This is a genomic window from Pseudomonas sp. NPDC088444, assembly GCF_044900175.1.
GTDB lineage: Bacteria > Pseudomonadota > Gammaproteobacteria > Pseudomonadales > Pseudomonadaceae > Aquipseudomonas.
The window spans coordinates 67,058-87,906 of the sequence record NZ_JBJDNK010000008.1 but is presented as its reverse complement, the minus strand read 5'-3'; the positions used below and the strand labels follow the sequence as shown (position 1 = coordinate 87,906).

Below are 20,849 nucleotides of genomic sequence, written 5' to 3'. Positions count from 1 at the left end.
TTTTTTGTCCAACAACACAGCCGACAGCCTTGACAGTAGCGCAAATAACGCTCGACGACGAAAAATGCTTATAATGCCGAGCGTTTTTTTCGTGTTGCAAAGCTTCAAGGCGTGTTCATTTGTAAATGCCTGCGCTTAACCCATTCTTTTTTCTGGAAATCCAAAAGCCTTGATACGCCTGCTGAAGTTTTTCTGGTGGTCCCTTGTCGCTATCGTCTGCGGCCTGTTGCTCGGCCTGAGCGGCGCATTCCTCTATCTGTCGCCAAATCTGCCCTCGGTCGATGCGCTGCGCAACATCCAATTGCAGATTCCGCTGCGCGTGTTCAGCAGCGACGGCAAGCTGATTGCAGAGTTTGGCGAAATGCGCCGTTCTCCTATCCGTTTCGCCGAAATTCCGCCCAATTTCATCAGCGCCCTGCTGTCTGCCGAAGACGACAACTTCGCAAACCACTACGGCGTCGACCCCAGCAGCCTGATGCGCGCCGCCAGCCAGCTGGTCAAGAGCGGTCACATTCAGTCCGGCGGCTCGACCATCACCATGCAGGTCGCCAAGAACTATTTCCTGACCAGCGAGCGTAGCTTCTCAAGGAAAACCACCGAGATTCTCCTGGCCTTGCAAATCGAGCGCCAACTCACCAAAGACGAAATTCTTGAGCTTTACGTCAACAAGATCTACCTGGGCAACCGGGCATACGGCATCGAGGCCGCCGCACAGGTTTACTATGGCAAATCCATTCGCGACCTGAGCGTTGCCCAGATGGCGATGATCGCCGGCCTGCCGAAGGCACCGTCACGATTCAACCCACTGGCCAACCCGGTGCGCGCCAAAGAGCGTCGCGACTGGATTCTGGGTCGCATGTTCAAACTGGGCAAAATCGACCAGAACACGTACCAGACCGCCCTCGCCGAGCCGATCAACGCCAGCTATCACGTTCAGAGCCCTGAAGTGAATGCGCCGTACATCGCCGAAATGGCCCGCGCCGAGATGGTCGGGCGCTACGGCAGCGAAGCCTACACAGAAGGCTTCCGTGTCACCACCACCGTGCCAAGCAATCTTCAGGAAGATGCGAACAAAGCGGTCACAGACGGTCTGATCGAATACGACCAGCGCCATGGCTATCGCGGCCCGGAAAGCCGTTTCCCCGGCCTGACCCACGATGCCTGGGTTCAGGAACTGACCAAGCAGCGCCCGATCAGTGGCCTTGAGCCGGCCATCGTCAGCCAGGTCGACAAGAACGGCATTCGCGTCCTGACCCGCAACGGCGAGAAAGAAGAGACCGTGTCGTGGGACAGCATGAAATGGGCGAAGGCCTTCTTGAACACCAACAGTGTCGGCCCGAATCCGAAGCAGCCATCGGACGTCGCCCACGTCGGCGATCTGGTGCGCGTGCAGCGTCAACCGGACAACTCACTGAAGTTCAGCCAGATCCCGCAAGCTCAGAGCGCGCTGGTCTCGCTCGATCCGCACAACGGTGCGATTCGGGCGCTGGTCGGCGGTTTTGCCTTCGAGCAGAGCAACTACAACCGCGCCATGCAGGCCAAGCGTCAGCCGGGCTCCAGCTTCAAGCCGTTCCTGTACTCCGCAGCGCTGGATAACGGCTACACCGCCGCCAGCCTGGTGAACGACGCACCGATCGTGTTCGTCGACGAAGCCGTGGACAAGGTCTGGCGTCCGAAGAACGACACCGGCACCTTCCTCGGCCCGATCCGCCTGCGCGAAGCGCTGTACAAGTCGCGCAACCTGGTGTCGATCCGCCTCCTGCAAAGCCTGGGGGTCAACACCGCGATCAACTACATCACGCGATTTGGCTTCAACAAGCAGGACTTGCCGCCGAACCTGTCACTGGCACTGGGCACTGCAACCCTGACGCCGATGGAAATCGTCAGCGGCTGGAGCACCTTTGCGAACGGTGGTTACAAGGTCAGCCCATACCTGATCGACAAGGTTGAGGATCGCGAAGGCAAAACCCTGTTCGTCGCCAACCCACCGACCGTTCCGGCCAATGACCCGAACCCGAAAGCAGTCAATGAGGCACTGGTCGGGGACGCAACGAGCTATGCCGCCCCAGAAACCCCGGCCCTGACTGCAAACACGGTGCAGAACGCCCTCGATACCAACGGCGCGCCGCCTGCACCTGCGGTCGCCCCCCGCATCGTAGATGGCCGTACCACATACATCCTCAACAGCATGTTGCAGGACGTGATCAAGCGCGGCACCGGTCGGCGTGCGCTGGCGATGAACCGCCCGGACATCGCGGGCAAGACGGGTACGACCAACGACTCGAAGGACGCCTGGTTCTCCGGCTATAACGGCGATTACGTGACCACGGTCTGGACAGGCTTCGATCAGCCTGAAAGCCTGGGCCGCCATGAGTTCGGTGGTACGGTCGCACTTCCGATCTGGATGAACTACATGAGCGCCGCGCTCAAGGGCAAGGCTCCCCATGAACAGGCCGAACCGGATGGTATTCTCAGCCTGCGCATCGACCCGGTCAGCGGCCGCTCGGCCACGCCAAGTACGGCAGGCGCGTTCTTTGAACTGTTCAAGAGCGAAGACACACCGCCTAGCGTGAACGAACTGAACGGCAGCCCCGCTCCAGGCAGCCCACTGCCAGCGGATGAGTCAGCGCCGATCGATTTGTTCTGACACCGCGCAAACCCTGCGGGAGCTTCGCCACCAAGGCGGCTCCCACAAACTCCGCGCCGTTCATGAATCCATGGTTCGACACACATCACTGTGGTAGCCGGCTTGCTGGCGAATGCGGTGAGTCATTCAATGCTGTGGTGTCTGACATACCGTTTTTGCCAGCAAGGCGGCTCCCACAGGGCATGTATTTCAGTTAACGATTACGGAGACAAACAAAAAAGCCCTGCATATGCAGGGCTTTTGTTTACCGCTCGGCGATCAACCGTTGAACACTTGATCCACGCTGGTCAGCGGGTAGTGCTTCGGATACGGCTGGGTGGCCACTCCGCTTTCGATGGCGGCCTTGGCCACAGCATCGGAAACCACGGTCAGTAGACGTACATCCAGAGGCTTCGGAATGATGTACTCACGGCCGAATTCCAGCTTCACGCCACCGTAAGCATCGCTGACTTCCTTCGGAACCGGCAGTTTGGCCAGTTCACGCAGAGCGTTGGCAGCGGCGATCTTCATTTCTTCGTTGATGCGCTTGGCGCGAACGTCCAGAGCACCACGGAAGATGAACGGGAAGCCCAGTACGTTGTTGACCTGGTTCGGGTAGTCGGAACGACCGGTGGCCATGATCACGTCGCTGCGAGTGGCGTGAGCCAGCTCTGGCGAGATTTCCGGGTCCGGGTTCGAGCAAGCGAACACGATCGGGTTGGCCGCCATGGACTTCAGGCCTTCCGCGCTCAGCAGGTTCGGACCAGACAGACCCACGAACACGTCAGCGCCATCCAGCGCGTCGGCCAGAGTGCGCTTGTCGGTCGCGTGAGCGAACTGCGCCTTGTACTGGTTCAGATCGGTACGGCCGGAGTGAACCACGCCGTTACGATCGATCATGAAGATGTTTTCGATTTTCGCGCCCATGCTCACCAGCAACTTCATGCAGGAGATAGCGGCCGCACCAGCACCCAGGCAGACGATCTTCGCCTCTTCCAGGGTTTTGCCAGCAATTTCCAGCGCGTTGATCATGCCAGCGGCGGTCACGATCGCGGTGCCGTGCTGGTCATCGTGGAAAACCGGGATGTCGCACTGTTCGATCAGCGCCTTTTCGATCTCGAAGCACTCAGGTGCCTTGATGTCTTCCAGATTGATGCCGCCGAAGGTGATGGAAATGCGCTTGACGGTGTCGATGAAGGCTTGCGGGCTTTCCGAATCGACTTCGATGTCGAACACGTCGATACCGGCGAAGCGCTTGAACAGAACACCTTTGCCTTCCATGACCGGCTTGGAAGCCAGAGGGCCTAGGTTACCCAGGCCAAGGATCGCGGTGCCATCGGAAATGACAGCCACCAGGTTGCCTTTGCCGGTGTATTTATAAGCCAGCTCTGGGTCACGGCCGATTTCACGCACCGGCTCGGCGACGCCTGGGCTGTACGCCAGCGACAGATCGCGAGCAGTCGCGGTGGCTTTGGTGAGTTCTACGCTCAGTTTCCCAGGGCGAGGGTTAGCGTGGTATTCGAGCGCGGCAGTTTTCAAATCTGACATGGGGGCATTCCGCTTTTTTGCTGTTGGACAGACGGACCGACGAGCATACGCAAGTCAGAAAGTCCTAACAAGACTGCCGGGTCACCGGTGTCAAGGGGTCGCATCTACGACTTTCAGCGTAGAGCCGCGGAATACAAGGCCTACAGTGAAAACAATTACCAGACTTAAATGTTCACAATTAGATACTTATTTTGTATTCAACATGGCCTGATGAGTGATCGGCATCATCCAGCGTGCCTGGCCCGATTTCAGCCCACCTCTGCGAGAACGATCAACGACCCAGCCCCGGGCCTCAATTTGTTGACCTTTCAGACGTTGCAATACCGCACTGTCGAATTGCCCGACAAGATTGGGTGCAATCCTTAGCACCAGCGCATCGCCAAATTCGATCCAGATGCCACCGCCATTGCGCTGCACATCCGTGACCCGGCCTGAAACCACTGCAAATCCGCCCGTGCTGATCTGATCGGGCGACTGAACCGGCGAGGTGCGCCACAGCCCCAATCCGGCCTGACGCGCTGTGTTTTCTGCGGCCTGTTGGCAGCCGACCAGCGCCACATTCGGCGCCACCGCCACCAGATAGCCCAACCCTTCCGAGAGCAATTGCGCCTCAAGGTTGGCGCCATTACGGCCATAAACGTTAGCGAGCGTGCGCCCATAGTGATCGGCAGCCTGTTCGCCGACCCGCAAACTGACCTGCCCATCACTTTCATCGACCAAGGCTTGCAAGCGACGCTTCGCGGCCTCGGCAAACGGCTGCGCGGATTGACCTTTTTTGCCAGTTTCTGGCGCATTGAGTCCAATCATGCGCACACTGCGTCCATCGCTCAGGCGCAAGGTATCGCCGTCGACGACGCGTTGAACCTGCGCTGTCGGCAGGGAGGCAGGCGCCGGGCAAAGAGCCTGGGCGGTAGAAAGCCAAATCGCAGGCATAAAAAAGGCGCCCACAAGGGACGCCTTTTTGAACAGCCTGGAGTAGCTCGAAGAGCGGTCCAGATTCGCCATTCTTACTTCGCTTTAGCAGCGCCGAAAGCACCGAAACGCGATTTGAAGCGGTCAACACGACCACCTGCGTCCAGAGTCTTTTGCTTACCGGTGTAGAACGGGTGGCACTCGTTGCACACGTCCAGGCTCAGAGGCTTGGCCAGGGTGGAACGGGTTTTGATGACGTTGCCACAGCTGCAGGTTGCGTCAACGGCTTCGTAAACTGGATGGATATCAGCTTTCATGGATATTTCCTCAGGCTATCGTGCCGCCATCCAACACCATTGTTGAATACCGCACGGAATTAGGCCGCGCATATTAACAGACAACGCAAACCACGCAAGGGAACGTTTACACCGGCCGTCTGCTAAGATCGCGCCCCAGTCATACCCCGTAACAGGAAAACCCCCGCGTGCCCGACGCCATTCTGCGCCTCGCTCTGCCCTCGCCGCTGCGTCGACTGTTCGACTATCGCGCCCCCGCTGGCGTAGCGGGGAACTCATTGCAGCCCGGCATGCGCTTGCGAGTCCCGTTCGGCCGCCGGGAGATGATCGGTGTGCTGGTGGAGATCACGGATCACAGTGAAGTCCCCGCCGACAAGCTAAAACCCGCCATTGCCTTGCTGGACGCTGAATCGCCGCTGCCGCCGGCGCTGTTCAAACTCTGCCTGTGGACGGCCCAGTACTACCAACACAGCCTCGGCGACACGTTGAGCTGGGCGCTGCCGGTACTGCTGCGTCAGGGCGAGCCTGCCGAGGCGCGGCAAGAGCGTTTCTGGCAGATCGCGCCGGGCGCCAGCGTCGACGATCCGCGTATCGCCCGCGCACCCAAACAGAAAGAAGCGCTCAAAACACTGGCGCAACACCCTCACGGCGTTGCTCATCAGTTGCTGAGTAAGCTGAACCTGAACCGTGACAGCCTGAACCTGCTACTGGCCAAGGCGCTGGTGACAGTCGAAGTACGCGGCCATGCTCCGCTGGAGCGCCATGAACACTGGCTGGCCCAACCGGAATTACCGCTCAACACCGAACAACGCGCGGCTTACGAAGCCGTGCGTTCCGGCTTTGGCGGTTTTCATGCGTCACTGCTGGCGGGCGTGACCGGCAGCGGCAAGACCGAGGTTTACCTGCAACTGATCCGCGAGACGCTGGAAGCCGGTAAACAGGCGCTGGTTCTGATCCCGGAAATCAATCTCGGCCCGCAGACCCTCGCGCGCTTCGAGCAACGTTTCAACGCTCGCATCGCCCTGCTGCATTCGGCGGTCAACGACCGGGATCGTCTGGACGCCTGGCTGGCAGCGCGTGATGGCGAAGCGGACATCATCATCGGCACCCGCTCGGCGCTGTTCACACCGATGAAGAATCCGGGCCTGATCATCATCGATGAAGAGCACGACGGCTCCTATAAACAGCAGGAAGGCCTGCGCTACCACGCCCGGGATCTGGCGCTGGTGCGCGCTCGGCAGGAGGACATCCCGATTGTGCTGGGCTCGGCCACACCGTCGCTGGAAAGCCTGCACAATGCCTACACCGGCCGCTATGCCCTTCTGCGCATGAACCAACGCGCGGGCGGCGCGCAACCGCCCCGTTTCCTACGACTGGACGTCAAGAGTCGCCCGCTGGACAGCGGCATCTCCGGCCCGATGCAGCAAGCCATCGGACAAACGCTGGCAGCCGGGCAGCAAGTTCTGGTCTTCCTCAATCGTCGAGGTTTTGCGCCGACGTTGCTTTGCCACGACTGTGGCTGGCTCTCGGAATGCAGCCGATGCGATGCGCGCATGACCGTTCATCAGCGTTACGGTGAGTTGCGCTGCCACCATTGCGGCAACGTCGAACGGATGCCACGCAATTGCCCGGCCTGTGGAAAGGTCGATCTGCGCCCGGTCGGCGCAGGGACCGAACGCGCGGAAGAGCGTCTGGCGATTCTGTTCCCCGACTACCCCGTGTTGCGCGTCGACCGGGACAGCACCTCGCGCAAAGACGCAATGAATCAACTGTTCGCCACCATCCAGAAAGGCCATCCGTGCATTCTGGTCGGCACGCAGATGCTCGCCAAAGGGCACCATTTCCCAAGAGTGACGCTGGTGTCGATCCTCGACGCCGACGGCGGGTTGTTTTCCGGCGATTTCCGCGCCAGCGAGCGCATGGCACAGCTGATCGTGCAGGTTGCTGGGCGCGCGGGGCGCGCCGAAGAGCCGGGCAAGGTGATCATTCAGACCCATCTGGCCGAGCACCCTTTACTGATTCAGTTAACCGAACAAGGCTACTTTGCGTTTGCCGAACAGGCCCTGAGCGAGCGACGGGCAGCGGGTCTGCCACCGTTTTCGCACCTTGCGCTTTTGCGCGCCGAAGCCCACAAACCGGGCCAGGCTGAGGGTTTTCTGGACGAAGCCTGTGCGAATGCGGAACAGCTATTAAAGGACATGTCGCTGGGCGGCATTGAACTGTTAGGCCCGGTTCCGGCTCCGATGGAACGTCGAGCGGGCCGCTACCGCGCTCAATTGCTGGTGCAGGCCAATGCGCGAGCACCACTGCACAAGTTGCTGGCAAGCTGGTTGCTGATCCTGGAAAGCCTGCCCAGCGGGCGTGCGGTACGGTGGTCGCTGGACGTGGACCCAGTCGATCTCTATTAACGAGCGACGCCCCCTCCCTGTAGGAACGTCTAGTGTGAAGATTCACAACCGCACATCCAACGCGGTTGGCAAGGTGGCTCCGGCAACGGATAATGCCCAGTTTTTCCACCCGCGCATCGAAGCGCTGCCGCGCTTGCGGTCGAAAGAGAGCCTCATGAAAGACACCATTCGCCTGCTGATCCAACAAGCTCTGAGCCAACTCGTCACCGAAGGCGTCTTGCCGGAAGGGCTGACACCGGCGATTCAGGTGGAAAACGCCAAGGACAAGAAAAACGGCGACTTCGCCAGCAACATCGCCATGATGCTGGCCAAGCCTGCGGGCATGAAGCCGCGGGATCTGGCCGAGAAAATTGTCGCTGCGCTGCCTGGTGACGAGCAGATCAGCAAGGTCGACATCGCCGGTCCAGGCTTCCTCAATTTCTTCCAGAACACCCAGGCCCTGGCCTCGCGCCTCGACGCAGCCCTGGCGGACACCACCCTGTCGGTGCGCAAAAATGGTCCTGCCCAGCGCGTGGTGGTCGACCTGTCCGCGCCGAACCTGGCCAAAGAGATGCACGTGGGCCACCTGCGCTCGACCATCATTGGCGACGGCGTGGCCAGCGTTCTCGAATTCCTCGGCGACACCGTCATCCGCCAGAACCACGTCGGCGACTGGGGCACCCAGTTCGGTATGCTGCTGGCGTATTTGCAGGAAACTCCGGCCACCAGCGACGAACTGTCTGACCTGGAAAACTTTTACCGGGCTGCCAAAGGCCGCTTCGATGAATCCGAAGAATTCGCCGAGCGTGCGCGCGGTCTGGTGGTCAAGCTGCAAGCGGGCGACCCGGAATGTCTGAAACTGTGGACCCGCTTCAAGGACATCTCCCTCTCGCACTGTCAGGAAGTGTACGAGCGCCTGAACGTCAAACTGACACCGAACGACGTCATGGGCGAAAGCGCCTACAACGATGATCTGGCCAATGTCGTCGCAGACCTGAAGAAAGCCGGTCTGCTGGTCGAAAGTAACGGCGCCCAGTGCGTATTCCTCGACGAGTTCAAGAATGCCGAAGGCGATCCGCTGCCGGTCATCGTGCAAAAGGCCGATGGCGGCTACCTGTATGCCACCACCGACCTGGCAGCCGTGCGCTATCGCAGCAACGTACTGAAAGCTGATCGTGCCCTGTATTTCGTCGACCAGCGGCAGGCCCTGCACTTCAACCAGGTGTTCGCCGTAGCGCTGCGCGCCGGTTTCGTCACCAACGGCATGCACATGGAGCACATGGGCTTCGGCACCATGAACGGCGCCGATGGACGTCCGTTCAAGACTCGCGATGGCGGCACCGTCAAGCTGGTCGACCTGCTGGACGAGGCCGAAGAGCGTGCCTACGCACTGGTCAAAGAGAAGAATCCGGACGTCGCCGAAGAGGAGCTGCGCACCATCGCCAAGGCGGTGGGCATCAGTGCGGTGAAATACGCCGATCTGTCCAAGCACCGCGCCAGCGACTATAGCTTCAACTTCGACCAGATGCTGAGCTTCGAAGGCAACACCGCGCCGTACCTGCTGTACGCCTACACTCGCGTGGTCGGCGTGTTCCGCAAGCTGGGCGAAGCCTTCGATGAAAGCAAAGGCCAGATCATTCTCGATGCCCCGCAGGAGCAGGACCTGGCCGCCCGCCTGGCGCAATTCGGCGAAACCCTGAACAACGTTGCCGAAAAAGGCACGCCGCACGTGCTGTGCGCCTACCTGTACGATCTGGCCGGACTGTTCTCCAGTTTCTACGAGAACTGCCCGATCCTGAACGCGGAAAACCCCGAGCAACAGCAAAGCCGTCTGCGCCTCGCGCACCTGACCGGTCGCACCCTCAAGCAAGGCCTGCAACTGCTGGGTCTGGAAACTCTGGAGCGTATGTAACTTGGCCGTCAAAAAGAAACCTGCTCCCAAGCGTGGCGCCAGCCGGTATGAGGCGCCCGCAAAGAAGCCGATTCCGGGATGGCTGTGGCTGGCGATCGGCCTGTCCGTCGGCGCCTTCATCGTTTTCCTGATGAAACTGGAGCCCGGTGGCGGCGATGACATCAAGCGCACCAAGGCCGAGGCCAAGGCCGCGAAGATCGCAGAAGCGAACAAGACGCCGCCAAGCCCCACGGCGCCGGTGAAGCCGAAATACGACTTCTACACGCTGCTGCCGGAATCGGAAGTGATCGTGCCGAACGAAGCCGTGCCGGAGAAAACCCCGCCGTCCGTGGCAACACCAACGACGCCGGTCACGCCTGAGCAGGCCGCGAAGATCGACACCGCGCGTGCTCAAGCGGCCCTTAGCGGCCTGACGCCGCCACCCGCGCCACCGGTTGCGAAGCCTGCGCCGGTGACGACGTTCGTCATGCAGGCGGGTTCGTTCCGTAAACAGGCAGACGCTGAAAAGGTGCGTGCGCAGATCATTCTGCTGGGCCAGTCGGCGACGGTTGAGTCAGGCACGGTGAAGGATGAGACCTGGTATCGCGTGATGGTTGGTCCGTTCAGCAACCGCGAACAACTGACGACCGCACAGAAACAACTGGCGAGCGGCGGATTCAGTAACCTTTTGTTGCAACAGCGCCAGGCGCGGTAGGACAGATACAGTTCCCTTGTGGGAGCCGGCTTGCTGGCGGAGGCAGGGTGTCAGTCAACACTTTCATGACTGGCCCACCGCATTCGCCAGCAAGCCGGCTCCCACAAGGCCCGGATCGCGCAAAGTGCTCCGCCCCACCATTCATCCCCCACGGTTGAAATACCCGACCCCACCCCCATATGAGTTTCCATCAGGGCATTTTCGCCCCACAGCGTGGAGACTCTCCCCTTGACCACCATCGTTTCAGTTCGCCGCCAAGGCAAAGTCGTCATGGCGGGTGACGGCCAGGTTTCTCTGGGTAACACCGTCATGAAAGGTAACGCCAAGAAGGTCCGTCGCCTTTACCGTGGCGAAGTGATCGCCGGTTTCGCAGGCGCCACTGCCGACGCCTTCACCCTGTTCGAACGCTTCGAAGCCCAACTTGAAAAACACCAGGGCCATTTGGTACGCGCCGCCGTAGAGCTGGCCAAAGACTGGCGTACCGACCGCTCCCTGAGCCGTCTTGAAGCCATGCTCGCCGTCGCCAACAAAGACGCTTCCCTGATCATCACCGGCAACGGTGACGTCGTTGAGCCTGAAGATGGCTTGATCGCCATGGGTTCCGGTGGTGCCTTCGCTCAGGCCGCTGCACGCGCCCTGCTGCTGAAAACCGAATTGTCGGCGCGTGAAATCGCCGAAACCGCACTGCACATCGCGGGCGACATCTGCGTGTTCACCAACCACCACATCACCATTGAGGAGCAGGACCTCGCCGAATAAACCCGGCAGGAGCCGCAAGTCATCGCGGCTGCCGGATTCATTCGTCACAGAGGACCGTTGAAAACCATGTCCATGACTCCCCGTGAAATCGTCCACGAACTCAACCGCCATATCATCGGCCAGGACGATGCCAAACGCGCCGTCGCCATCGCGCTGCGTAACCGCTGGCGCCGGATGCAGTTGCCTGAAGAGCTGCGCGTCGAAGTCACCCCGAAAAACATTCTGATGATCGGCCCGACCGGCGTTGGCAAGACCGAAATCGCCCGTCGTCTGGCCAAGCTCGCCAACGCGCCGTTCCTGAAAGTGGAAGCGACCAAATTCACCGAAGTCGGTTATGTCGGCCGTGACGTCGAGTCGATCATCCGGGATCTGGCTGACGCGGCGATGAAGCTGCTGCGCGAACAGGAAATGACCAAGGTACGTCATCGCGCCGAAGACGCCGCCGAAGAGCGCATTCTCGATGCACTGCTGCCGCCTGCTCGTGGCTTCAATGAAGAAGCCGCACCGAGCGACTCCAACACTCGCCAACTATTCCGCAAGCGCCTGCGCGAAGGTCAGTTGGACGACAAGGAAATCGAGATCGAAGTCGCCGAAATGGCCGGCGTCGACATCTCCGCGCCTCCGGGCATGGAAGAGATGACTAACCAGTTGCAAAGCCTGTTTGCCAACATGGGCAAGGGCAAAAAGAAGGCTCGCAAGCTTAAGGTCAAAGACGCGCTGAAGATGGTCCGCGACGAAGAAGCGAGCCGTCTGGTCAATGACGAAGAACTGAAAGGCAAGGCACTGGAAGCGGTTGAACAGCACGGCATCGTGTTCATCGACGAGATCGACAAAGTCGCCAAGCGTGGCAACGTCGGGGGTGCTGATGTGTCCCGTGAAGGCGTACAGCGCGACCTGCTGCCGCTGATCGAAGGCTGCACCGTCAACACCAAACTGGGCATGGTCAAGACTGACCACATTTTGTTCATCGCCTCGGGTGCGTTCCACCTGAGCAAGCCAAGCGATCTGGTGCCTGAACTGCAAGGCCGTCTGCCAATTCGTGTCGAGCTGAAGGCCCTGACCCCAGAGGACTTCGAGCGCATCCTGAGCGAGCCTCACGCCTCGCTGACCGAGCAATACCGCGAGTTGTTGAAGACCGAAGGCCTGAACATCGAGTTTCAGCCGGACGGCATCAAGCGTCTGGCCGAAATCGCATGGCAGGTGAACGAGAAGACCGAGAACATTGGCGCACGCCGCCTGCACACGCTGCTGGAGCGTCTGCTCGAAGAGGTGTCGTTCAGTGCCGGCGACCTGGGCAGCGCCGAGGACACCTCGACGATCAAGATCGACGCCGAGTACGTCAACAGCCATTTGGGCGAGTTGGCCAAAGACGAAGATTTGTCGCGCTACATCCTGTAAATTCGCAACATCACGTGTGGGAGCCGGCTTGCTGGCGAATGCAATAAATCAGTCACCACAAAGGTGTCTGACCCGACGCTTTCGCCAGCAAGGTCGTACGCCACCCCGGCGGCTCCCACGATGTTCAGTGCACGGCGTTAAATCCCATGTCCAGAATGCCCACCGCCATCCAACTCCACAAAGCCTCGAAAATCCTCACGCTGAAGTACGGTCCGGAGGAGGAATATCACCTGCCTGCCGAATTCTTGCGCGTGCATTCGCCTTCCGCCGAGGTGCAGGGCCATGGCAAGCCGATTCTGCAATTCGGCAAGCTGGGCGTCGGGCTGAGCAAGATAGAACCGGCAGGTCAGTACGCACTAAAACTGACCTTCGACGACGGCCATGACAGCGGATTGTTCACTTGGGAGTACCTGGAACAACTGGCACTGCGTCAGGCGTCGCTGTGGGACGATTATCTGGCCGAACTGAAAGCCGCTGGCAAATCTCGCGACCCTTCCGAGCAAGTCATTCGACTGATGCTGTGACCCGCCGCTCTGGAACGCCACTCGCCGTTTTAGGACGCGCTTTCTAATTCGATCTGCTTCAATGCTCCGCGCAGCGGTCAATGACTGGCCCTGCTTGCGATTTTTATGAATCTCGCGTAACCAATGGTTCTGGCAAGTTCTCTGCATCGGAGTTTTTTGCAGAAGCCTGTCGGTGTGCTCGCAGCAGCCCCATGTAGCGCCATCCAAAATCCGGCGCCGTGCAGGAGCGGTCACACCCGTTGTGTTAATCATCGGTCACCCGAGAGCAGTGCTGGCGTTTGCCTGTGTCGCTTCTTACCACAGGGACACCAGCGCTCGTCTCAGGACAATGGAGCGTCGTAGATGAGTAACAAGAGTAATGATGATCTGCCGCGTCAAGCCTCTGAACACACCCTGGGTCTGAATCCCGTCGTAGGCCTGAGGCGCAAGGATTTGCTCACCACGGCACGCATGGTATTGACCCAAGCCATCAAACAACCCTTTCACAGCGCCAAGCATGTGGCCCATTTCGGGCTGGAATTGAAAAACGTTCTGCTGGGCCGCTCGACACTGACACCTGACAATGACGACCGCCGCTTCGTCGATCCGGCCTGGAGCCAGAACCCGCTGTACCGTCGCTACTTGCAGACGTACCTGGCCTGGCGCAAGGAACTGCACGACTGGATCGAAGACAGCAGCCTCTCCGAACAAGACACCAGCCGCGGCCACTTCGTGATCAATCTGCTGACCGAAGCGATGTCGCCTACCAATGGCGCGGCCAACCCGGCGGCGATCAAGCGCTTCTTCGAAACCGGTGGCAAGAGCATTCTCGACGGCCTGTCGCATCTGGCCAAGGATCTGGTGAACAACGGCGGTATGCCGAGCCAGGTCAATATGGACGCCTTCGAGGTTGGCAAAAACCTGGGCACCACTGAAGGCGCCGTGGTCTTTCGCAATGACCTGCTGGAACTGATCCAGTACAAGCCGATCACCGAACAAGTCCATGAGCGCCCACTATTGGTAGTGCCACCGCAGATCAACAAATTCTACGTTTTCGACCTCAGCCAGGATAAAAGCCTGGCGCGCTTCTGCCTGCGCAACAACGTGCAGACCTTCATCATCAGTTGGCGCAATCCGACCAAAGCGCAGCGCGAATGGGGCCTGTCGACGTACATCGATGCCGTGAAGGAAGCGGTGGATGTGGTCTGCAAGATCACCGGCAGCAAGGACGTGAACATGCTTGGCGCGTGCTCCGGCGGAATAACCTGCACCGCGCTGCTGGGCCATTACGCCGCGCTGGGTGAGCAGAAAGTCAACGCCCTGACCCTGCTGGTGAGCGTGCTCGACACCACACTCGACACTCAGGTTGCGCTGTTCGTCGACGAGCAGACGCTGGAGTCGGCCAAGCGTCATTCGTATCAGGCAGGTGTGCTTGAGGGCAAAGACATGGCCAAGGTCTTCGCCTGGATGCGCCCCAACGATCTGATCTGGAATTACTGGGTCAACAACTACCTGCTGGGCAACGAACCGCCGGTGTTCGACATCCTGTTCTGGAACAACGACACCACCCGTCTGCCCGCGGCGTTTCATGGTGACTTGATCGAGATGTTCAAGAACAATCCGCTGGTTCGCCCGAACGCGCTGGAGGTCTGCGGCACGCCCATCGACTTGAAGCAGGTCAAAAGTGACATCTTCTGTCTTGCGGGCACCAACGACCACATCACACCTTGGGTGTCGTGCTACAAATCGGCGCGGCTGTTCGGCGGCAAGACTGAATTCGTACTGTCCAACAGCGGGCACATCCAGAGCATCCTGAACCCGCCGGGCAACCCGAAGGCGCGTTACATGACCAACCCGGAACTGCCGGAAGAGTCCAGCCGCTGGCAGGAAGATGCGAGCAAGCACACCGATTCCTGGTGGCTGCACTGGCAGGCTTGGCTGGGCGAGCGCTCTGGCAAACCGAAAAAATCCCCCGCTGCACTGGGTAACAAGGCTTATCCGGCGGGCGAGGCTTCACCGGGGACGTATGTGCATGAGCGTTGATTGACGATGTCGACCAGGACACATCCCCTGTAGCAGCACGGCCGGGCGGCCCTCCGCTTGCCGACGGTGACAATCTTTAAATCGCCGCCGCCGGCAAGCCGGACTGCCACAGGAGATAGCACCCGACCTGGAATAAAGAGTTGCAGCAAGCATCGAACACACGGAAACCGCCCACGCGGTTTCAGGACCGGAAGACGCGCAGGACAGCAGTAACCGGCGTTTAACCAACAGGGCTTCGCGCATGCCGCAACCGTTCGTATTTCGCACCATCGATCTGGATGGCCATAACATCCGCACCGCCGTGCGCCCCGGCAAGGGGCATCTCACGCCGTTGCTGATCTTCAATGGCATCGGTGCCAACCTTGAGTTGGTGTTCCCCTTCGTCGATGCGCTGGACCCGGACCTTGAAGTCATCGCCTTCGACGTCCCCGGTGTCGGCGGCTCGTCGACGCCCAGTCGCCCCTATCGCTTTCCCGGTCTGGCCAAACTTGCGGCGCGGATGCTCGATTATCTCGATTACGGCCAGGTCAACGCCATTGGCGTGTCGTGGGGCGGCGCGCTGGCTCAGCAGTTCGCCCACGATTACCCCGAACGCTGCAAAAAACTCGTGCTGGCGGCCACCTCAGCCGGCGCGGTCATGGTCCCCGGCAAGCCGAAAGTGCTGTGGATGATGGCCAGCCCGCGTCGCTACATCCAGCCGTCTCATGTGATTCGCATCGCCCCGGACATCTACGGTGGCGCGTTTCGGCGTGATCGGCACCTGGCCGCCAATCATGCGGCGAAGGTCCGTTCGTCCGGGAAACTGGGCTATTACTGGCAACTGTTCGCAGGCATGGGCTGGACCAGCATTCACTGGCTGCACAAGATCCGCCAGCCCACGCTGGTGCTGGCCGGCGATGACGACCCATTGATTCCACTGATCAATATGCGACTGCTGGCCTGGCGTATCCCCAATGCCCAGCTACACATAATCGACGATGGGCATTTGTTTTTGATTACCCGCGCCGAAGCCGTTGCGCCCATCATCATGAAGTTCCTCCAGCAAGAACGGCAACGCGCTGTCATGCATCCGCAGCCCGCACCCACCGTGCGCTGACCCAAGGATCGCGCTGGAACCGGCAGGAGTTCGTTTCAAAACAAGAAGTCGCTTCACTGACTGCGTCATCGGGCGGGATTGCCCGGACGCAGAGCGGCGCACCATGGCGACTTACGCATGGCGTGCAGGTGTTTTTGCTTTATGGCATGACGAAGGAGTGTTGACCCATGCGAGACAAACCGGCGAAAAATAGCTACCCGACGCCCGCCACCTACATCAATGCACAGAGCGCGATCACTGGCCTGCGAGGTCGCGACCTGTTTTCGACTCTGCGCAACGTGGCGCTGCAAGGCCTCAAGCACCCGGTTTACACCGCGCGTCACGCACTGGCGCTGGGCGGTCAGTTGGGCAAAGTGATGCTCGGCGACGCGCCCCATCAGCCGCACCCGCAGGACACCCGTTTCAACGACCCGACCTGGACGCACAACCCGCTTTACCGCCGTGGCTTGCAGGCCTATCTGAGCTGTCAGCATCAGGTGCGCGAGTGGATCGACAACAGCAGCCTTAGCGAAGATGACCGCTCCCGCGCGCAGTTCATCTTTGCCTTGCTCAACGACGCGCTGTCGCCCACCAACACCCTGCTCAACCCGTTGGCCGTCAAAGAGTTGTTCAACTCAGGTGGCACCAGCGTGGTGAAGGGCTTGAGCCATATGCTCGACGACTTCATGCACAACAACGGCCTGCCCAGCCAGACCACCAAAGATGCCTTCGAGATTGGCCGCACGCTGGCCGTCACGCCCGGCGCGGTGGTGTTTCGCAACGAGCTGCTGGAGTTGATCCAGTACTCGCCCATGAGCGAAAAGCAGTATGCGCGCCCGCTGCTGATCGTGCCGCCGCAGATCAACAAGTTCTACATCTTCGACCTGAGCCCCACCAACAGCTTCGTCCAATACGCCCTGAAAAACGGCTTGCAGACGTTCATCATCAGTTGGCGTAATCCTGACGTGCGCCACCGGGAATGGGGATTGTCCAGCTACGTGGAGGCGGTCGAAGAAGCGATGAACGTGTGCCGTGCAATCACTGGAGCACGCGAGGTCAATCTAGTGGGGGCCTGCGCGGGTGGCCTTACGATCGCAGCCTTGCAAGGTCATTTACAAGCTAAACGGCAGATGCGCCGAGTTGCCAGCGCGACCTATTTGGTCAGCCTGCTGGACAGCCAGATCGAAAGCCCTGCGACGCTGTTCATCGACGAGCAGACCCTTGAGGCCGCCAAACGGCGCTCTTATCAAAAAGGCGTTCTGGATGGACGCGACATGGCCAAGGTCTTCGCCTGGATGCGCCCCAATGACCTGATCTGGACCTACTGGGTCAACAACTACCTGCTCGGCAAGGCGCCACCGCCGTTCGACATTCTTTACTGGAACAACGACAGCACGCGCCTGCCTGCCGCCTTGCATGGTGATCTGCTGGACTTCTTCAAGTACAACCCGCTGACCCATCCTGGCGGGCTGGAGGTCTGCGGTACGCCCATCGATCTTCAGAAAGTCACGGTGGACAGTTTCAGCGTGGCCGGAATCAATGACCACATCACGCCCTGGGACGTGGTGTATCGCTCGACATTGCTGCTGGGCGGCGAACGGCGCTTCCTGCTGTCCAATAGCGGTCATGTGCAAAGCATCCTCAATCCGCCCGGAAACCCGAAAGCCAACTTCGTCGAGAACGGCAAACTGAGCAGCGACCCCCGCGCCTGGTACTACGACGCCCACCGCACCGATGGCAGTTGGTGGCCGAGCTGGTTGAGCTGGGTTCAAGAGCGTTCCGGTACTCAGCGGGAAACCCTGACCACGCTGGGCAACCAGAATTACCCACCGATGGAGGCGGCGCCTGGGACGTATGTGCGCGTCCGATGAAAGCACCGCTCCTACAGTCCGTAAACCTGAATCAAGAAGACTGGATGAAAACCCGCGACCGCATACTCGAATGCGCCCTGCTGCTGTTCAACCAGCAGGGCGAACCCAACGTTTCAACGCTTGAAATCGCCAACGAGCTGGAGATCAGCCCCGGCAATCTCTACTACCACTTTCACGGCAAGGAGCCGTTGGTAATGGCGTTGTTCGAGCGCTTCCAGGTCGAACTCGCCCCGCTGCTCGACCCACCCGCCGATGCTCGCCTGGAGGCCGAGGATTACTGGCTGTTCCTGCACCTGATAGTCGAGCGTTTGTCCCACTATCGGTTTCTGTTTCAGGACCTGTCGAACCTCGCCAGCCGCCTGCCGAAACTCGCCCGAGGGATTCGCAACCTGCTCAACTCGATCAAGCGCACCCTCGCCTCGCTCCTGGCCCGTTTGAAAACCGAAGGACAGGTCACCAGTGACACTCAGGCGCTAGGGCAACTGGTGGAGCAGATCACCATGACGCTGCTGTTCTCGCTGGATTACCAGCGCATCCTTGATCGTGAAGGTGAGACCCGTGTAGTGGTTTACCAGATCATGATGCTGGTCGCGCCGCACCTGAAACCCGGCGCCCGGCATGCAGCCGAGCGACTGGCGTTGCACTATTTGGAAGACTGAGATCGGCTGTTGTTCTGCCCACAGGACGTGGCGGTGCAACTCTCGAGGCTTTTGATTCTACCCGAAGGACTTAGGAGCGTGGCTTGCCCGCGATGGGTTGCGTAGCAATCCTGAAATCAGAGAGCGCGGTAGTTCAGGTCTACCGCGCTCTCTGATTTTGCTTTTGCTGCCGCTTTGCGCCAGATCGTCCGAGTGCAGCCCAGACCAAGCTGCGCTCCTACGGCCTCCGGCCAGAAGCCGATGGATGTCAGGACGACGGAGTAGAGGGGGTCGACGGTGCTGCTGGCGCAGACGGTGCCGGAGTGGACGGCGCTGCGCTCGCTGCTGGCGCTGGAGCCGGTGCAGCGGCCGGTTTGGCGGCTGCCGCGGGCTTCGGTGCGGCTGGCTTTTTCGCGGCAGTCGGTTTCTTCGCGGCAGCAGGTTTGGCCGCTGCTGGCTTGGCGGCCGGTTTCGCTGCTGCAGGCTTCGCAGCGGCCTTCGGTGCAGGTTTGGCGGCTGGCTTCGCCGCAACGGTTTTCGCCTTGGCTGCCGTGGAAGCCGCTGCTTTGGAGGCGGCCGCTACGGGTTTCGCTGCCGCCTTGGCCACCGCTGGTTTGGCCGCTGCGGTTTTGCTCGCCGCAGCGCTGGCGGCCTTGGCGACAGGCTTGGCAGCCGCTTTGGCCAGTGGCTTGGCAGTGGTTTTCGCCGCCGGTTTTGCAGCAGGCTTGGCCGCTGCAGTTTTCGAAACAGGTGTGACCGACGCACCGGTCAGCTTTTCGATTTGCTTGGTCAGCAGATCGACCTTGCTGTGCAGAGCCTTGACTTCGTTGCGACTCGGCACGCCCAGGCGAGAGATAGCGCTGTTGAGGCGTTTATCGAACGCACCTTCCAGCTCGCCCCATTTGCCCAACGCCAGATCTTTCACGTCCCCGACACGGGATTTGGTCGTCGCCTTGGCCGTGTCAACAGTCTTGCCCACTGTCGCCTTGGTTTCCTTCTCGGCTTTTTCGCCGTCTTTGACCAACGATTCGAAAAGCTTACTGCCGTCATTGCTGATCTTCGAGTAAGCGCCTAAACCAGCCAGCCAGATTTGGCGGGAGTATTTCTCCACTTCACCAATCCAGGAGCTGCCTTCTTTTTCGGTTTTCTTCTTGCCAGCCATCCCGCTCTCCTTATTGTTTACGCGCGACACGTTCGAGCAATGCCGTCAGCTCATCGAGCTTAGCAGAGAGTGTCTCAACATCATGTTTAGACGGAATGCCGATGCGATTCAAGGCACTGGCCACGCGACGGTCGAAGGCGCTTTCGATTTTGTCGAGCTGTACTTCCACACGGCCTTTGACCTTGGTGACTTCACCCTTCACGTCGCCTTTGACCGAATCGATCTCGCTGTTGGCCGCCTCGACTTTCTCATCGATGAGTTTCTTGGCTTTCTTCTCGGTCTGCTCGCCGGTCTTGATCAGCTCTTTGACGTACTCGGCGCCTTCCTGCCCCGCCTTGACGTAGGCGCCCAGGCCAGCGAGCCAGATCTTGCGGGCGTACAGCCGCACCTCCGAAAACACCTTGGTGTCTTCGGCTTCGATTTTCTTCTTCAGGGTAACTTTGGCCATGGTGCACCTCACGCTCGAAAGGGATAGGAGGAACCACCCCGCAAAAGGGGGCATGGGCACAAAGTAGAGAGAAAAATTAGAAAGCTCACCCTAGGTTGGGTGGGCGAATATCTGCGTCTGGCCGAAGGCCGTGGGAGCCGGCTTGCTGGCGAATGCAGTGGATCAATTAAATAAACGGAAACTGACACACCGCCTTCGCCAGCAAGCCGGCTCCCACAAGGGTGAGTGTCAGGCGTTCAGGGCTTTATCCAACTGCCGCTCGATCTCGGATTCAATCGTGCTGCTCATCGCCGACAAGAAGAAATTCAGCTCGATGTTGACGCGCACGAGCGCCTCTTCGACCTGCACGGTGCCCTTGGCTCCCTTGCCGTCCAGCGACACTGTGTCGCCCTCCCAACTGTGCGCGATACCATATTTGTCGCCCAGTTTTTCCGCCAGCAACTCAGCCTTCTCGCGGGCCTTTTCCTTGCCCAGCGCGTGCGGGCGTTCAACGGTAATGCGGGCCATGGACAGGCTCCTTCATCGGGTAAATCGTCGGGCCACTATACCAGCGGCATTCGATGAAGAAACTGTTCAC

At 59.9% G+C, this 20,849-nt stretch carries 17 protein-coding genes; 11 read left to right on the top strand and 6 right to left on the bottom strand.

Annotated elements, in window-relative coordinates; translation table 11 throughout:
* Window positions 1–172 precede the first annotated feature (172 nt).
* Window positions 173–2,647 (top strand): penicillin-binding protein 1A, encoded by a 2,475-nt coding sequence (locus ACI2KB_RS16915; RefSeq protein WP_404636549.1) that lies wholly within the window; start codon window positions 173–175, stop codon window positions 2,645–2,647.
* A 258-nt stretch (window positions 2,648–2,905) separates the two neighbouring features.
* Here ACI2KB_RS16915 and ACI2KB_RS16910 read toward each other — a convergent pair whose 3' ends face one another.
* The 3 genes from ACI2KB_RS16910 to rpmE all read right to left on the bottom strand — a co-directional run bounded on the left by ACI2KB_RS16910 (window position 2,906) and on the right by rpmE (window position 5,403).
* On the bottom strand, window positions 2,906–4,174 hold the full coding sequence (locus ACI2KB_RS16910; protein WP_404636332.1) for a malic enzyme-like NAD(P)-binding protein: 1,269 nt from the start codon (window positions 4,172–4,174) through the stop codon (window positions 2,906–2,908).
* A gap of 186 nt (window positions 4,175–4,360) precedes the next feature.
* Window positions 4,361–5,179, bottom strand: a complete 819-nt coding sequence (locus tag ACI2KB_RS16905; RefSeq protein WP_404636331.1) for a thermonuclease family protein — start codon at window positions 5,177–5,179, stop codon at window positions 4,361–4,363.
* 2 nt (window positions 5,180–5,181) lie between these two features.
* The gene (rpmE, locus tag ACI2KB_RS16900) at window positions 5,182–5,403 is read right to left on the bottom strand and encodes a 50S ribosomal protein L31 (RefSeq protein WP_400731262.1); all 222 of its coding nucleotides are present in this window, start codon (window positions 5,401–5,403) and stop codon (window positions 5,182–5,184) included.
* A gap of 167 nt (window positions 5,404–5,570) precedes the next feature.
* Between rpmE and ACI2KB_RS16895 the strand changes: the two genes are divergently transcribed.
* The 10 genes from ACI2KB_RS16895 to ACI2KB_RS16850 all read left to right on the top strand — a co-directional run bounded on the left by ACI2KB_RS16895 (window position 5,571) and on the right by ACI2KB_RS16850 (window position 18,683).
* Complete coding sequence (locus ACI2KB_RS16895) at window positions 5,571–7,790, top strand: primosomal protein N' (RefSeq protein ID WP_404636330.1); 2,220 nt, start codon at window positions 5,571–5,573, stop codon at window positions 7,788–7,790.
* Window positions 7,791–7,944: 154 nt separating this feature from the next.
* Entirely contained in the window at window positions 7,945–9,681 is a 1,737-nt protein-coding gene (gene argS, locus ACI2KB_RS16890; RefSeq protein WP_404636329.1) for an arginine--tRNA ligase, read from the top strand.
* Between the two features lies 1 nt (window position 9,682).
* Entirely contained in the window at window positions 9,683–10,375 is a 693-nt protein-coding gene (locus ACI2KB_RS16885) for an SPOR domain-containing protein (RefSeq protein ID WP_404636328.1), read from the top strand.
* Between the two features lie 228 nt (window positions 10,376–10,603).
* Complete coding sequence (hslV, locus tag ACI2KB_RS16880) at window positions 10,604–11,134, top strand: ATP-dependent protease subunit HslV (RefSeq protein ID WP_404636327.1); 531 nt, start codon at window positions 10,604–10,606, stop codon at window positions 11,132–11,134.
* Window positions 11,135–11,200: 66 nt separating this feature from the next.
* Window positions 11,201–12,532 carry an ATP-dependent protease ATPase subunit HslU gene (gene hslU, locus ACI2KB_RS16875; protein ID WP_404636326.1) on the top strand — a complete coding sequence of 444 codons (1,332 nt, stop codon included), beginning with the start codon at window positions 11,201–11,203 and terminating at the stop codon, window positions 12,530–12,532.
* A 146-nt stretch (window positions 12,533–12,678) separates the two neighbouring features.
* The gene (locus ACI2KB_RS16870) at window positions 12,679–13,056 is read left to right on the top strand and encodes a gamma-butyrobetaine hydroxylase-like domain-containing protein (RefSeq protein ID WP_404636325.1); all 378 of its coding nucleotides are present in this window, start codon (window positions 12,679–12,681) and stop codon (window positions 13,054–13,056) included.
* A gap of 342 nt (window positions 13,057–13,398) precedes the next feature.
* Complete coding sequence (gene phaC, locus ACI2KB_RS16865; RefSeq protein WP_404636324.1) at window positions 13,399–15,078, top strand: class II poly(R)-hydroxyalkanoic acid synthase; 1,680 nt, start codon at window positions 13,399–13,401, stop codon at window positions 15,076–15,078.
* Window positions 15,079–15,319: 241 nt separating this feature from the next.
* Window positions 15,320–16,174, top strand: a complete 855-nt coding sequence (phaZ, locus tag ACI2KB_RS16860; RefSeq protein WP_404636323.1) for a poly(3-hydroxyalkanoate) depolymerase — start codon at window positions 15,320–15,322, stop codon at window positions 16,172–16,174.
* 167 nt (window positions 16,175–16,341) lie between these two features.
* Window positions 16,342–18,024: a class II poly(R)-hydroxyalkanoic acid synthase gene (gene phaC / locus ACI2KB_RS16855; RefSeq protein WP_404636322.1), complete on the top strand. Its 1,683-nt coding sequence runs from the start codon at window positions 16,342–16,344 to the stop codon at window positions 18,022–18,024.
* A 44-nt stretch (window positions 18,025–18,068) separates the two neighbouring features.
* On the top strand, window positions 18,069–18,683 hold the full coding sequence (locus tag ACI2KB_RS16850; protein ID WP_404636321.1) for a TetR/AcrR family transcriptional regulator: 615 nt from the start codon (window positions 18,069–18,071) through the stop codon (window positions 18,681–18,683).
* Window positions 18,684–18,930: 247 nt separating this feature from the next.
* On the opposite strand, the gene ACI2KB_RS16845 is transcribed toward ACI2KB_RS16850, so the two are convergent.
* The 3 genes from ACI2KB_RS16845 to ACI2KB_RS16835 all read right to left on the bottom strand — a co-directional run bounded on the left by ACI2KB_RS16845 (window position 18,931) and on the right by ACI2KB_RS16835 (window position 20,779).
* Window positions 18,931–19,824, bottom strand: a complete 894-nt coding sequence (locus ACI2KB_RS16845; protein WP_404636320.1) for a phasin family protein — start codon at window positions 19,822–19,824, stop codon at window positions 18,931–18,933.
* A 10-nt stretch (window positions 19,825–19,834) separates the two neighbouring features.
* Window positions 19,835–20,272, bottom strand: coding sequence for a phasin family protein (locus tag ACI2KB_RS16840; RefSeq protein WP_404636319.1), 438 nt, complete (start codon window positions 20,270–20,272; stop codon window positions 19,835–19,837).
* Between the two features lie 228 nt (window positions 20,273–20,500).
* On the bottom strand, window positions 20,501–20,779 hold the full coding sequence (locus ACI2KB_RS16835; protein WP_404636318.1) for a polyhydroxyalkanoic acid system family protein: 279 nt from the start codon (window positions 20,777–20,779) through the stop codon (window positions 20,501–20,503).
* Window positions 20,780–20,849: the final 70 nt, after the last annotated feature.

Bases quoted from the DNA above. Each gene is read 5' to 3' on its own strand.
- argS (WP_404636329.1), top strand. From the start codon at position 7,945: ATGAAAGACACCATTCGCCTGCTGATCCAACAAGCTCTGAGCCAACTC.
- phaC (WP_404636324.1), top strand. From the start codon at position 13,399: ATGAGTAACAAGAGTAATGATGATCTGCCGCGTCAAGCCTCTGAACAC.
- ACI2KB_RS16870 (WP_404636325.1), top strand. From the start codon at position 12,679: ATGTCCAGAATGCCCACCGCCATCCAACTCCACAAAGCCTCGAAAATC.
- phaZ (WP_404636323.1), top strand. From the start codon at position 15,320: ATGCCGCAACCGTTCGTATTTCGCACCATCGATCTGGATGGCCATAAC.
- hslU (WP_404636326.1), top strand. From the start codon at position 11,201: ATGTCCATGACTCCCCGTGAAATCGTCCACGAACTCAACCGCCATATC.
- ACI2KB_RS16845 (WP_404636320.1), bottom strand. From the start codon at position 19,824: ATGGCTGGCAAGAAGAAAACCGAAAAAGAAGGCAGCTCCTGGATTGGT.
- ACI2KB_RS16905 (WP_404636331.1), bottom strand. From the start codon at position 5,179: ATGGCGAATCTGGACCGCTCTTCGAGCTACTCCAGGCTGTTCAAAAAG.
- ACI2KB_RS16910 (WP_404636332.1), bottom strand. From the start codon at position 4,174: ATGTCAGATTTGAAAACTGCCGCGCTCGAATACCACGCTAACCCTCGC.
- ACI2KB_RS16850 (WP_404636321.1), top strand. From the start codon at position 18,069: ATGAAAACCCGCGACCGCATACTCGAATGCGCCCTGCTGCTGTTCAAC.
- phaC (WP_404636322.1), top strand. From the start codon at position 16,342: ATGCGAGACAAACCGGCGAAAAATAGCTACCCGACGCCCGCCACCTAC.
- rpmE (WP_400731262.1), bottom strand. From the start codon at position 5,403: ATGAAAGCTGATATCCATCCAGTTTACGAAGCCGTTGACGCAACCTGC.
- ACI2KB_RS16835 (WP_404636318.1), bottom strand. From the start codon at position 20,779: ATGGCCCGCATTACCGTTGAACGCCCGCACGCGCTGGGCAAGGAAAAG.
- ACI2KB_RS16840 (WP_404636319.1), bottom strand. From the start codon at position 20,272: ATGGCCAAAGTTACCCTGAAGAAGAAAATCGAAGCCGAAGACACCAAG.